This is a genomic window from Bacteroides muris (ex Afrizal et al. 2022) (assembly GCF_004793475.1).
In the GTDB taxonomy this organism is placed as follows: domain Bacteria; phylum Bacteroidota; class Bacteroidia; order Bacteroidales; family Bacteroidaceae; genus Bacteroides; species Bacteroides muris.
On record NZ_SRYZ01000020.1, the window covers coordinates 26,720 to 41,267 of the forward strand.

Here is a 14,548-nt window from a genome sequence, read left to right on the forward strand (position 1 = left end):
TTAAGAATATGAAAATAACAATAACAAAGAATGAAAAGGAGTTTGACTGCACGGCTGCATGGCGCATCATCGGCCAGATATTGAATAAACCGGAGAGCGTGATAGGACTTTCTACGGGACGTACTACCGGCAATCTTCATCGGTTGGTGGGAGGAATCTATACTAAATATCCGTTTAAGGTGGATACCGTTACTTTCTTCGGATTGGATGAGGTAACGAATGTGCCGCGCGAGTATGCCGGAGCATGCTACACGATGCTGAAAACGGAACTGATGGATACATTGGGCATCAAGGAAGAGAATTTCTTGATGCTGCCTACCATTTCCGATGATTTTGGACAGTCATGCAGGGATTTCCAGCAAGAAATTGCGAACCGTGGCGGTATTGATTTGCTGATTTTGGGGTTGGGTGAGAACGGACATTTGGGGTTCAACCAGCCGGAATCTCCCTTTGGCGGTGAAGCATGGGTGACCCGGATGAATGTGGAACTGGAAGAACGCATCCGTAGAGAAACGGGCACTCCTCCCGATAAAGAGTTGGGAGGGGCTACTTTGGGAATAAAGAACATTATGCGGGCACGCCGGATTGTACTGGTTGCCAAAGGGACTAATAAAGCGGATATTGTCAAGCGGATGCTTGAAGGGCCTGTGACAACAGATGTTCCTGCTTCCATCCTTCAGCTTCATCCCAACTGTGAGTTTCTGCTGGATGAAGCGGCGGCAAGTATGCTCGGCTGCTAAGCCGCCTTGCAAGGTGGTTGATAACTAATTGTTTTAATGAATAATTAAAATACTATGACACAACAAGAAAAACAGATAAGCTATATGGGGCCATTCATCACGATGGTATTCCTGTTCTTTATTGTAGGTTTCCTTACGACTGCCAATACTCAGTTTCAGGGTCCTTTGAAAGAAACTTTTCTTTCGGAAGTGGGCGGGTTGAAAAATACTTTTGCCACTTTGATTACTTTCTCTTGGTTCCTTGCTTATCCGGTTTGTGGAGGGGTAGGCTCGTCGTGGATTAGCAAATATGGGTATAAAGGGACATTGATGCGTGGATTGCTGGTGATGATTGTGGGGCTTGGCTTGTTCTTTGCCTCTTCCTATTTCACAGTACACTTTCCGGAAGCGAATTGGCATGCAGGAAATAATGTTATCCCCGGAGGGTTCTTGATTTTCTTACTGGGTTCTTTCGTGGTAGGGGCTTCGGCCACCATTCTGCAAGTGGTTATAAATCCTTATCTGACGGCTTGCCATGTCAAGGGTACCCAGTCCATTCAGCGTTTGGCTATAGGCGGTTCTGCCAATTCTGTGGGAACTACGCTTGCTCCTTATTTCGTGACCGGTGTCGTGTTTGGCGGTCTGTCTATGGAGGACATTCAGATTGACCAGCTGATGGTTCCGTTCCTGGCATTGATGGCTGTTATTTCTTTGATTGTATTGTTGTTGATGAAATTGTCTTTGCCCGATATCCAAGGAACCAGGGTAGAGAAGGGAGAAAAGCTGGAAAAAAGTGTATGGTCCTTCCGTCATCTGACATTGGGCGTGGTGGCTATCTTCTTTTATGTAGGAGTGGAAGTCTGTATTGGGGCCAATATCAATCTGTATGCCATCGAGATGGACTATGCTTCTCCGGCACTGATGGCTACGCTCTATTGGGGTGGTATGCTTGTGGGCCGCCTGGTGGGGAGCAGCCTGAGCAGGATTTCTCCCCGCGTGCAGTTGACGGTTACTACGGTATCGGCAGGAGTACTCGCCTTACTGGCCATTTTGCTGAATAATCCGTGGCTGCTCACGGCAGTAGGTCTGTTCCATTCCATCATGTGGGGAGCTATCTTTACCTTGTCCGTTGCCCATTTGGGAAAATACACTTCGGTGGCTTCGGGTGTGTTCATGATTGGAGTGGTAGGCGGTGCCATATTGCCCTTGTTGCAGGGAGTGCTTGCCGATGTTCTTGGAGGCTGGAGATGGTCATGGTTCATTGTCCTCTTTGGAGAAGCGTTTATGCTGTATTATGCATTGATAGGTTCACGAGTCCGTCAGACCTGCGATAATTTGTAATTAAAGATAGTACTTATGAAAAAAATTAGAATGATGATGGCTGCCGCTTTGGGCGTATTGGTTTCATGCGGTAGCGTTAAGTCGGGAGAAGAGGTCGTTGCGGCTTCCCGCGATTCAAAGGTTGTGGTTGCTTATGTCACTTCGTGGAGTGAGGTGATGCCTGACCCACAGTATATGACGCATATCAACTATGCGTTCGGCCATGTAAACGAAAGTTTTAATGGTGTCAAGATTGATAATGAAGAACGTTTGAAACAGATTGTCGATTTGAAGAAACAGAAACCGAAGCTTAAAGTACTGCTTTCCATCGGTGGCTGGGGAAGTGGACGTTTCAGCGAGATGGCTGCCAATGATGAATATCGCCGTGCTTTTGCCACGGACTGTGACCGTGTGGTGAAGGAGTTCGCTTTGGATGGCATTGACATCGATTGGGAATATCCCACCAGCTCTATGGCAAATATATCCTCGTCACCGGACGATACGGAGAATTTTACACTTCTGATGCAGGATATCAGAGCTGCCATCGGCAATGAAAAGGAGCTGACGCTTGCCACCGTAGCTTCTGCCCGTTACATTGACTTCAAGGCTATCTTGTCTTCCGTCGATTTTGTGAATATCATGGCTTATGACATGGCTTCCGCTCCCAAGCACCATTCGGCGCTTTATTCGTCGGGACATAGCGGTGACATTACTTCGGATGGTGCCGTTACCGCACATTTGAAAGCAGGCATACCACCTTCCAAACTGGTGATGGGGATGCCTTTCTATGGTCGTGGAGGTGACGGTTATCCCAGCTTCCAAGATTATAATAAGGTAGGGAATACGGATACCCAATATACTGAAAAGTGGGATGAGGTGGCTCAAGTGCCTTATCTGGCCGATAAGAATGATACGTTGGTATTTGGTTTTGAGAATCCCCGTTCACTTGCCATCAAGTGTCAGTATATTCTGGATAAAGATTTGCTGGGAGGCATGTATTGGGATTATAGCGGAGACAATGAGCAGGGTGATTTGCGCCGTACGGTAGCAGAAAACCTATTGGGCAAGCCGCACAAGGCGAAGGTACTGGTGTTGACGGAACGTGGTGGACAGCACGGAGGATTTACGGATGCCGGCTTGAAGTGGTTGGCGGCCGAAGGTGCAAAGGGGAATTTCAGTATTACCGAGATAAACAATGCCAGGAACATAACGGAGGCTTACTTGTCGCAGTTCAGCTTGGTTATTCAATTGGATTTCCCGCCTTATACTTGGCCGAAGGAAGCGGAAGATGCATTCGTCAAGTATATAGAAGAAGGCCGTGGCGGCTGGATCGGTTTCCATCATGCTACTTTGCTGGGCGAGTTTGACGGTTATCCCATGTGGCAATGGTTCTCTGATTTCATGGGTGGTGTACGTTTCAAGAACTACATAGCCCCGCTGGCCGACGGTACGCTGATTGTGGAAGATAAACAGCATCCGGTAATGAAGGATGTTCCGGCCTCTTTCGTGGTGCCCGATGACGAGTGGTATACTTATGACAAGAGCCCACGCCCCAATGTACATGTACTGGCCAATGTAGACGAATCGAGCTACACGCCTGCATCGGACATCAAGATGGGCGATCATCCGGTGGTTTGGGTCAATGAAAGCAAAAAGGCACGCAATGTTTATTTCCAGATAGGGCATAGTAGTAAGTTGTACGAAACGGAAGGGTTTACGACCATGTTCAGAAATGCCATTAACTGGACTTTAGAAAGGTAATACTTTTTATAATCAATGGATTTGGAAGAAAACGGGTACGTTACAGAAACGTATCCGTTTTTTTATGGGTTTAAACTTTATCACTTTAAGTTTAAAATAAAACGTTTTTTATGGATGTGTTAGTAAATGAACTTCTTATGAGAAATATTCAACTTCTATCTCTTATTTAGTACGTAATTTCGCTTATTGAAGTATTGGAATTTGTATCAATACAATATGAATAACTTTCTATTTTATAAACTAATACTATTATCATGAAAAGAAAAAGAGTCCTTTTGCTGCTTTGCATTTTCAGTTGTACTTTGCAGCTCTTCGCACAACAAATTAATGTGCAGGGTATCGTTTATGACCCTTCCGGAGAAACGGTTCCAGGTGCTAATGTTAGTATGAAAAGTAATCCGGTTGTGGGTACTGTGACGGATATTGATGGGAATTTCGGTCTGAAAGCTTCTGTGGGTGATGTGTTGGTCTTCACTTTTATCGGTTATGAGCCTATTGAGTATAAATTGACTGCTGCAGATACAAATCTGAAAGTTCGTTTTACTGATTCTTCTGAGTTGTTGGACGAGGTAGTGGTAGTAGGCTATGGTGTACAAAAGAAGAGTGTACTTTCGTCTGCTGTGAGCCGTGTTACCAGTGAAGAGTTGGATAAAGGTAATCCTACAAATATTCAGAATGCCTTGAAAGGTAAAGTTTCTGGTGTACAGATTATCTCTAATTCAGGTCAGCCTGGTGCGGAATCAAAGATTCGTATTCGGGGTACTGGTACGGTCAACAACTCTGATCCGCTTTATATAGTAGACGGCATGCCGTCTGAAAGTGGTATCAACCATTTGAATCCTTCTGATATTGAGTCTATTGAAGTATTGAAAGATGCGGCTTCCGCTGCTATTTACGGAGCCCGTGGTGCTAACGGTGTTGTACTGATTACTACGAAGAAGGGTACTAAAGGGAAAGCTACTTTGAACTATGAATTTGCCTACGGTATTCAGAATCCTTCCAAGAAGGTGGATTTGTTGGGCAGTGCGGATTATCAGATGTTGATGAATGAAATGGCTGCCAACGCAGGTAAGGACCCTTATTTCCCGACTGTTTCCTGCGTCAATACCGACTGGCAAAAGGAACTGCAGAACAAGAATGCTCCTATTATGAACCACAAGGTTTCGTTGAGTGGCGGTACGGACAACTCTACCTATTATGCTTCTTTCGGTTATGTAAAGCAAGAAGGTATTTATGCTAAAGGACATGCTGATTATGAACGCTACAATGTACGCTTGAATTACAATAATGTATTACTGGACACGAAATCACGAAATTGGTTGAATAAGATTAGTTTTGGTGCAATTGCAAGCTATTCCAAGTCAATCCAGACAGGTAATACTATTGGCAACAGTGAAGCAGCAGGCTTGATTACTTCCATGAATATGTTGCCTCCTACCGAACCGGTTTATCAGACCGACCCTGCTATACTGGAGCAATATGCCGTAACTTATCCAAATCATGTCATTGCTCCCAACGGCCTGGCATACAATATCATCGAGATGCGTGAAATAACCAATCCGCTGGCAGCCATGCAGGTCAGTCATAACCAGAGGACTATGCCTCAGAATTTCGGTGCGAACTTTAACCTTGATGTCGACTTGTTACCGGGCTTGAAGTTCAAGACTACCTATGGTGCGGAATGGGTGTTCAATTCCATTAAGAATGTAACTCCGGTCTACGAACTGAATGCTACCAGTAAGAATGCCACTTCCAAGGTAGAGGATAAGAAAAGGGAGTCTTCCTATTGGCAGTGGGAAAATGTACTGTCCTATACAAAGTCTTTCGGCCGTCATAATATAGGTGCACTGTTCGGTACAAGTATGTCTTCTTATCATTACTCTAATTTGGAAGCGGAAGATTATAATCTGCTGGTGGTAGATATAGACAAGGGATATATAGACACGGCCACAGCGCCCGAAGAACAGTCTAAAGTATGGGGTGGGGCGGAAGACCACCGCATTGCATCCGTATTCGGACGTATCAACTATAATTATGATGAAAAGTATTTGTTCGAAGCGGTAGTAAGACGGGACGGTTCGTCAAATTTCAGTCGCGAACACCAGTATGCTACATTCCCTTCGGTTTCTTTGGGTTGGGTGTTGACTCGGGAGAAGTTCATGGAGAACAGACCTTCCTGGTTGGATTTTGCCAAGATACGTCTGAGTTGGGGACAGAATGGTAACGAACGTATTGGCTCCTTTGCCTATACAAGTATGATGAGTCAGGGTAAGAATGCAGTCATAAATGGAAAAGTATATACGGGTATGCTGCCCAGTGGCTATGCCAATGCAGACTTGAAATGGGAGACTTCCGAACAGACAGACTTGGGTATTGACTTGCGTTTCTTCAACAGTGCATTGACATTCTCTGCCGACTATTTCGTGAAGAAGACGAAGGACATGCTGCTTTCCATGCCAATTCCTCTTTATACCAGTTATGGCAGTATGACGGTCAATTCGGGTACAGTGAAGAACGAAGGTATCGAGTTCGAAGCGTCCTATCGCTTTAAGGTGGGTGAAGTGAATCTGGGTATCAATGGAAATGCTTCTTATGTGAAGAATACCGTAACAGACCAAGGCCCCGACCGCGTCGGTCTCAATAATATCGGTGGTGGTATGGGCGGTCAGGTCAGTTGGAGAGAGAACGGGCGTCCGTACGGCTTCTTCTACGGTTACTTGCATGATGGCATTTTCCAGAATCAGCAGGAGATAGACAGCTATACTTACGTAGATTCTAACGGAAAGACTCAGTTGATACAACCGAATGCCAAGCCCGGAGATATCCGTTTTAAAGATTTGGACGGTAAAAATGGTCTTAATGGCGATGACCGTACTATGATAGGTAAGCCGAATCCCGACTGGACATATGGATTTACGCTCTCTGCCGATTGGAAGGGGCTGGATTTCAGTGCATTCTTTCAAGGAAGTATCGGAAACGATATTTATAAACTGTACAGACGTTCCAATGTGACTTTTGGTAACTACGACAAATCCTGGTTGAACCGTTGGCACGGTGAAGGAACTTCCAATTGGGTACCACGTATCATAGATGGTGACAACAATAACTATCAGGTTTCAAACTTCTTTGTAGAAGATGGATCGTATATGCGTTTGAAAGTGTTGCAGATAGGTTACAGTCTGCCCGGACAGATGTTGCAGCGTGTCGGCATCAAGGGGCTGCGTTTCTTTGTGCAGGGCGAAAATCTGTTTACAATTACCAACTACAGCGGTTATGATCCTGAAGTGGGAACACGTGATGGATTTGACGGGGGAACATATCCGCAAGCACGTACTTATACTATCGGTGCGAATATTACATTTTGATTAACGACCTAAAAAATAGATACAATGAATAAGATATTAAAGGTATTGGCTTTGGGTGCGATGGCTTTGTCGACCACAGCTTGTTCAGATTTTCTGGAAGTGAATCCAAGAACTCAGGTGTCGGAAACTGAATTTTACAAGACGGAAGAGGATATGATGAAGGGCTTGTATGCCGTGATAAATGAAATGCAGACCCGTATGCCGGAGGTTTGGTCTTACTCTTCTTTGCTGGGTGATGAGTCCGAAACTGGTGGTGGTATCGGTGAGGGGTCTTACAAGACGAAATGGGATACTTTTACCTATGACGCGACTTCTTGTTTTGGTGCATGGGGATATGGTTCTTGGTGGAATGAGTGGGATTTTGGCTTGTTCAATGGAGTCATTGCTGCCAATCTGTTGATTGACAAATTGGCCGGATGCAATCTCAGTGCAGACTTTGTCAATTCAATTTCTGCCGAAGCGCGCTTTTACCGTGCCATTTTCTATTACCATCTGTTTATGGGGTATGAGCAATTCCCGCTTATCAAACATTATCTGGCAGCCAGTGAAATGTATAGCGTTGCCAAAGGAACCCGTGAAGAAATTTATGAGTTTATGATGGGTGACTTGGATGACGAAGTGACTAAGTATCTGCCCCAGCGCAGTGCTACACAGCAGGGACGCGTTTGCCGGGATGCTGCCAAGCTGCTTCGTGCCAAAATTATTTTGTTCCATCGTGATGAGACTAAATATCAGGTGGCATTGAATGACATGAAAGAAATAATCACTAGTGGAAGATACCAGTTGAACCCTGATTATCAGAACTTATGGGTGAAAGATGGAGAATGGTGTGCGGAATCTGTCTTTGAGGTATGTTATGCTGGTAATAACTCCGGTGAAGGGTTTGGTCTTGCACGTTCTTTGGGTGGTCGTAACATTGTTGACCCGAGAAGTGCCGAGCAGGGCGGATTGGGCGAAGGTTATGGGCAGAACACTATGCCGAGTACTGTTTACAATATGTTTAAGGAAGGCGATACGCGCCGCGAGGGAACAGTCATTGTCTATGCGGACGAGGCTAAGAAAGTGGCAGAAATGGTGGCCAAAGGTGAACTACCGGCAGGAAGTGTTTTCCAAGTCAGTGACCAGCAGGAAAATTACGAAGGTCTGGGGCACTATAAGATTCATCCGAGAAAGGAGACGACGTCTACGGTGAATCCTACGGATAACTATTATAATTCTTGGCGTATTTACCGGTATGCTGATGTTTTGCTGCTGGCTGTGGAGCTTGATGTGCGCATCAACGGAACTGCCAGTGCCGATGCGCAAGGTTGGTTCGACCAAGTCAGAGATCGCGCTTTCAAAGACAAAGAGCATCGTATCAATTTGTCCGGAAAGAGCAAGCAGGAGTTGTTGGATATTCTTTTTGAAGAGCGTGGGTATGAGTTTATGGATGAAATGCAGCGTTGGTTTGATATTCTGCGTTTCGATAAAGGAACAGAGATTTTAGGTAACAAAGGTTGGACGGAGAAGTTCAGGTATTTTCCAATTGACCAGTCGGAAATGGATAGGGCTAAAGGCGGTTTGACGCAGAACCCAGGCTGGTTATAAGTTTAGATTGGTTTTCTTTCTGAAGAGTCCCGGTATTTCCTTTGGGAATACTGGGATTTTTATATGTGGGCAGTGGTGGTATCTTTCACAGAGTTTATTTCGGCAAAACATCTGTCATGCTGTTACGCGAAGAGATTATTCTTTTTGATTATAAGTTGATTAAAGCGTGATGGATAAAAAACACTACAACCATCCATCACGCTTTCCAACTTTTATAAAAGATGGTATGCATACTTGTTTCGTGGGTCGTTGAAATAGTTATAATCTTAGTTCTCAGTATGAAACTTTTAGTTTCAAGATTAAATACGGAAAGTTTTGACGAGTAAGACTATTGGTTTCAACAAGCAAAACCAAAAGTTCCTTGCGATGAAACCATTCGTTTCAAAGGTTAAAACTCTTGGTTTCGACTATGGGAAACTATCATTCCAACTTGTCGGGACTAGCAAGGGTATTTACTTAAAACAACCGAAACAGATATCTTTTCCTTCGAAAAGTATCTGTTTCGACATAAAAGTGTTATATTTTGGAGAAGATTTGAAGAATACTATCCTATTTTATTCTTTTGATTACTGTTATGGGAACTGTTTCATTTGAGGAACGGGTCACCATTCTTGTCTTTGCTCACTACCCAGCGGAAAGCATTTACCAGTAGCAGGTTCTGTGTACCGTCGATAAACTCTTCGTCACCATGCCCCATATTCAGGTAAATCATTCTGTAATTCTTGTTGGACCATACGATGGGGAAGTCGCCAAAATTCACTACATCCTTGATACCCAGTGGATAGTTCTTGGTAGATAGAGACAAGAGCACCTCTACGTTTTTGTTCTGGCGGGGACTGGGAGTCCATTGGTACCATTCGCTGGCAGGAGCCACAAACGATGCAGGCAGGTTCTTGGTAACGGGATGTTCTTCGTTGTCGACTTCGACCAATACCGGCTGGGGAGGCCAGTTGTTGCAATAGAACACCCCACCACCAAGAAACTTAACGAACCAGGGCCAATGCGTGTTTTTGTCGTTGTAGGCAGCTGCGTGGAAGCCTATCCAACCGCCTCCGTTTTCCATGTATTGCTCAAAAGCATCGCGTTCGGCCTTGGTGTTGGGGGATGTGTTAAGCATGATAATGACATTGTATTCTTTCAGTTTCTCGTATGGGTATTTTGAAAAATCGGTAGTAATATCCAGAACAAAGCCGTCACCGTAATTGAGCTTCTTGAAGAAAGTGGTTGCTTGTTCTGCAAATTGTACGTGTGCTTCTTCCGCATGTTGCGTGTAATAAATCAAGGCCTTGAAGCGAGGAGCTTTGGCATAGTTTGCCGGATAACCTTCGGGGACTTGTGCGTACGTCAGCAGGGTGCAAGCCGTAAACAATAAAATAAACAGATGTTTCATAATTTGTAATTTATAATTTATAAGTTATTAATTCTCCATTATCTAATATTCCGCAATCAGAGACAGCCATTTGCCTGCCGAGGTAACCCATACCTCTTTATAACAAGCATTGTTGGTTTGCGGCCAGTAGGGGACATCGTCGTTGCCCAGGGTACGGATACCGACGGGCATCTCTCCTGTCATTTCGCCCGAAGAGAAGGTGTTCAGTTGCGGATAGTTGTGTCCTTCTCCATAAATCAAGGATTGTCCGAAAGGATTCTTGCCTACGGTCCAGTACAACTGTTCCAGACCGATGTCGAGCAATTCCTTGTCCTTTAGGAAGTTTCCGCAGATGGCGGCAGACTTTCCGTTGGAAAGATGGATGGCGGTATTTCCGTTGAAGATGTTGAACCACACGGGAAAGCGTTTCATGTAGTGCTCCTTGTCCAATTGCACTCCTTGTTTAATCTGTTCCGCATACAGTTCCTTGGCATTGGCAGGCGGAAACAGATGGAGGGCGTAGAAGTTGGTGGTATCTTTATATTCCTCCGCATGGTAAACACCGCTTGGAATCATGCCGTAGGGATGGGTATACTTCATTATTCCTTTCAGATAGTCTCCATATAGTTGTATGGAATTCACCCATTTGGGGTAATCGGGGTGTTCCTTCTGGGTTTCGCAAAGCATCACCATGGCCTGCATATAGACCTGCTCGCGCGACTGGTGTATGTAATGTACGATGGATTTGCGGGATTTGTCCCGGTAGAAGAATCCGCGTGTCTTGTCTTTGTCTTTCAGCGGTTCCGTACGCTGGCAGTCGAGGGTGTAGCGGATGTATTCGGTGGCGATGTCCGCATAAGAAGGATTTCCGGTCAGCTTGTATAATTGGCTTGCCGACCAGGAGATGGTAGCCATGTACTGGCTTTTCGAAGTATTGTAGCTGTGTTCGTAAGGCTGGATGAACTTGTCGAAGCCGTCTTTTTTGAACTTCTCCATGGCAAAAGCGAAATCTTCTTCGGCCACGCGCAGCAGATATTCCTGTAGCATCGGGTCGTTGTCCAGCGTCATGGCGGCGTAAGCTTCGTATCCGGCATAGAGGAAGTTGTCGAATGCCATGTTCTGTACACGTACGGAAGAGATGTCATCCAGTGTGTTGAACACACCGTCCTGCCAAATTAGCAATCCCATGCTGCTGGCACGATAGCCATCACCGTAGCGGTTCTTTAGGATAAACTCTATTCCCCATTCCGCTTCTTCACGCAGGCGGGCGGCGAGGGCGGGATTGATGTTTCTTTGTTTATTATAGGCTTCGAGCAGGGCAAAAGCCACATCTCCCGTCTGCAGGGTCTGCTGGGACAAATCGCCCGCATCGTGCCATCCACCGGAGTAGGAGATACTGCGTCCGTCATGCCGGGACATCAAGTCTGCGTGGCAGGAGGCATGCTTGCCGGGAACCGGATGCCCGCAGCGTTGGCAAAAGATGAAATTCAGCACTTTCCATTGTGAATCTTCCCAAAGCCGTTCTCCAATCCGAAAGGCAGGGGTCAATGAATTGCCGGCTTTCAGCCGATACTCTCCGGGAAGGTCGAAGGAGGTGAAGTCGATGAGACCGAATCGTCCGAGGGTGGTTGTCTCTTCCCGGATGTCTCCTTCGTAAGCCACTTTTCCGTCCGTGGTAAGCAGTTGGAAGCGTTTACCGGCATCTATGGTGACGTTTGTGTTGATAAGGGCGGTTTTAGGGTGATTGATGGCATAGCCGGTTGTCGAATAGGAGATTTTTCCATCGGCGGGTATCCATCCGCTGACTTTCTCGGGGGCTTTCACTGTTTGCAACTGGAGGTTGTCTAAGTAGTAGGTTGCTGAATCTCCCGTTGTCCGGTCCTTGCCTTTGAGGGCTGTGCTGAAGCTTATGGACATTACTTTATCGCGTTGATACTCGTCTATTTCGAGGAAACATTGGTTCCACTCCTTGTTGACAAGGTTGATAAGATGCGAACCCGAAGGTGGATTGTACCCTTTCTTGGCAGGAGTATCTGCATTATGGAATGTGAGGTTCATGTTGACGATACGTGCCCCGTCGCAGTCGGGGTAGATGGAGAATACAATGCGGTTGTACTTCTCCAGATTGGCACCATCCAGATGGTAGGTGACACTGCTGTTTCCATAGGTGGCATAGTCGGGGTCGGAAGGAGATCCGGTCGCTCTTTTTCCGGTAGAGGTAGGGAATTGCAGCTTGATGCTGCCTTTTCCGGAAATGCTCTTTTCCGTACTGAAGGACATGCTTCCTGCGCCGGAATGACTCCATCCCTCTGTACCTGCCGAGCAGGTGAGGGGAGCGCTTTGCAGGACCTCCTTTTTCCAGCCGTTGGCTTCGAAAGAGTTTTCAATATCCAAGGGTAGGGGTTGATGTATCAGTCCGCTTTCGTGGAGTTGCCGTTCCAGTTTGGGGTCTTGGGTCAAACGTGTCTGACCGTATGCGGTAATACTGCCGAGAGATAAAAGGTATAAAAATAATAATGTCTTTCTCATGTTGATGTCAACCTTTGGTTTCGGTTGCAATGTTAGCCATTATTAGGCAAAACAAGGTTTGAAAACTGTCATAAAAGCTTTAAAAACTATCTGAAGTAGAGGAAATATGAATTTCGGTAGATGTACAATCCCTATGATGTACGACTTATAATGCCAAAGAAAATACTAAAATCGTATTTTCATAACAGAAGAAAATTGTAACTTTGCGAAGTTATGTCACAATGTTAATCTATGATGCGTATCTTGATTTTAATAATAATGCTGTTGCCATGTTCGCTTGGTGTGTATGCATCTGTAATAGATAGCCTTTTGTCTGTTCTGGATAAGACTATCGTGATGCGTAGACAATACGAGGAAGAAAAAGAACGGTATATCTCTTTGATAAAGGATGAGTTGAATCAAGGGAAGCTTACTGACATGGAACGTTATCTGATACAAAATCGTCTTTTTGCCGAATATAATTCTTATATCAGTGATTCTGCATTACATTATATAAATGAAAATATTCTTATTGCCACACGACTAAATAATAGGCAATGGATAAATAGTTCTATATTAAATAAAGTACATATTCTAAATACTTCGGGCCTTTTTGTTGAAGCAATGGAATTACTGAAATCGCTTCCTCGTAACACGTTGGAGGGTGAAAATATAGTGGACTATTATGTCTGTTTTGAAAACCTATATCTCTATCAGGCAGAGTATGCCACTGATCGGAACTACGTGAACAATTATCTTCGGATAGCAAATTTGTATAGGGATTCTATAATCAGCCTAGTACCGGAAGATACTTATAGATATGTAGTCGTGCATGCACCCCAGCTCATTGACCAGGGAAAAAGTCAGGAGGCTATATGTTTATTGAAGAATTTTTTACCTCGGTTGAAATCCAATACGCGTGAGTATGCAGTAGCTACTTCAATTCTGGCTTTTGCTTATCATGTCGTGGGGAACAAGCAAAAAGAAATGGAAGTACGTATTAGCAGTGCCATTGCTGACATTAGGGCAGTGGTGAAAGAAAATTATTCTTTGTGCGCATTGGCGGAATTACTTTATGGAATGGGCGATTTGGAACGTGCTAATCACTATATTAAGATTAGTATGGAAGATGCTAATTATTATACCACTCGGTTGCGTAGTTCGCAGACTTCCAAGATGCTTCCGCTCATAGATCGTGCTTATCAGCAAGAAAAGGAAATACAGCAACAGCGGCAGAGAATGTTTATTACAGGCATATGTATCCTTTCTGTTTTCCTTCTATTGACAGTACTGTGTGTGCTATGGCAAATGAAAAAATTGTCTTATGCCCGTAAAAAAGTTGTTGCTGCCAATTCTCAATTGAGTATATTGAATAGTGAATTGAAGAAGCTGAACAATTTTCAACATGAGGCTAATGAACGATTATTGCATACTAATCAGACTCTTACGGAAGCCAATCATATTAAGGAAGAGTATTTGGGACGTTTCCTCAGTTTAAGTTCCTCTTATATAAGTAAGATGGAAGAATATCGCCGCATGTTGAACAAGCAGGCTGCTGCCGGTAAACTTGAGGAGTTATATCGTACATTGAAGTCCGACCGTTTCATAAATCAAGAGTTGAAAGAGTTCTATCACAATTTCGATGTATCTTTTCTTAAGATATTCCCTAACTTTGTAGAAGAATTTAATCGTTTGTTGCCAGTTGAAGAACAATTGCATCCTAAAAATGAAGAATTGCTTGTTACCGAACTGCGCATATTTGCACTGATTCGTTTAGGTATTACAGACAGTGCGCGTATTGCAGAATTTTTGCGTTATTCCATAACTACCATCTATACTTATCGTTCCAAGCTAAAAAACAAGTCTCTTTGTAAAGAGGACTTTGAAGAACGAGTGATGAAAATAACTTCTTTTTGATT

The 14,548-nt window shown here is 44.5% G+C and carries 8 protein-coding genes; 6 read left to right on the top strand and 2 right to left on the bottom strand.

Annotation, left to right across the window (positions count from 1 at the left end; genetic code table 11):
* The first annotated feature begins 8 nt into the window (after positions 1 to 8).
* The 5 genes from E5355_RS10265 to E5355_RS10285 all read left to right on the top strand — a co-directional run bounded on the left by E5355_RS10265 (position 9) and on the right by E5355_RS10285 (position 8,752).
* Positions 9 to 740 carry a 6-phosphogluconolactonase gene (locus E5355_RS10265; RefSeq protein WP_136010288.1) on the top strand — a complete coding sequence of 244 codons (732 nt, stop codon included), beginning with the start codon at positions 9 to 11 and terminating at the stop codon, positions 738 to 740.
* Positions 741 to 794: 54 nt separating this feature from the next.
* Positions 795 to 2,060: an MFS transporter gene (locus tag E5355_RS10270; protein WP_136010289.1), complete on the top strand. Its 1,266-nt coding sequence runs from the start codon at positions 795 to 797 to the stop codon at positions 2,058 to 2,060.
* Between the two features lie 15 nt (positions 2,061 to 2,075).
* Positions 2,076 to 3,800, top strand: coding sequence for a glycosyl hydrolase family 18 protein (locus E5355_RS10275; protein WP_136010290.1), 1,725 nt, complete (start codon positions 2,076 to 2,078; stop codon positions 3,798 to 3,800).
* A 254-nt stretch (positions 3,801 to 4,054) separates the two neighbouring features.
* Positions 4,055 to 7,165 (top strand): SusC/RagA family TonB-linked outer membrane protein, encoded by a 3,111-nt coding sequence (locus E5355_RS10280; RefSeq protein WP_136010291.1) that lies wholly within the window; start codon positions 4,055 to 4,057, stop codon positions 7,163 to 7,165.
* Between the two features lie 24 nt (positions 7,166 to 7,189).
* Positions 7,190 to 8,752 (top strand): RagB/SusD family nutrient uptake outer membrane protein, encoded by a 1,563-nt coding sequence (locus E5355_RS10285; protein ID WP_136010292.1) that lies wholly within the window; start codon positions 7,190 to 7,192, stop codon positions 8,750 to 8,752.
* Positions 8,753 to 9,338: 586 nt separating this feature from the next.
* Here the strand turns inward: E5355_RS10285 and E5355_RS10290 are convergent.
* Positions 9,339 to 10,142, bottom strand: a complete 804-nt coding sequence (locus E5355_RS10290; protein WP_136010293.1) for a ThuA domain-containing protein — start codon at positions 10,140 to 10,142, stop codon at positions 9,339 to 9,341.
* A 42-nt stretch (positions 10,143 to 10,184) separates the two neighbouring features.
* A complete protein-coding gene (locus tag E5355_RS10295; protein ID WP_136010294.1) occupies positions 10,185 to 12,650 on the bottom strand; it encodes a glycoside hydrolase family 9 protein in 2,466 nt (821 codons plus the stop codon).
* 231 nt (positions 12,651 to 12,881) lie between these two features.
* Between E5355_RS10295 and E5355_RS10300 the strand changes: the two genes are divergently transcribed.
* Positions 12,882 to 14,546, top strand: a complete 1,665-nt coding sequence (locus E5355_RS10300) for a DUF6377 domain-containing protein (RefSeq protein ID WP_136010295.1) — start codon at positions 12,882 to 12,884, stop codon at positions 14,544 to 14,546.
* Positions 14,547 to 14,548 lie beyond the last annotated feature (2 nt).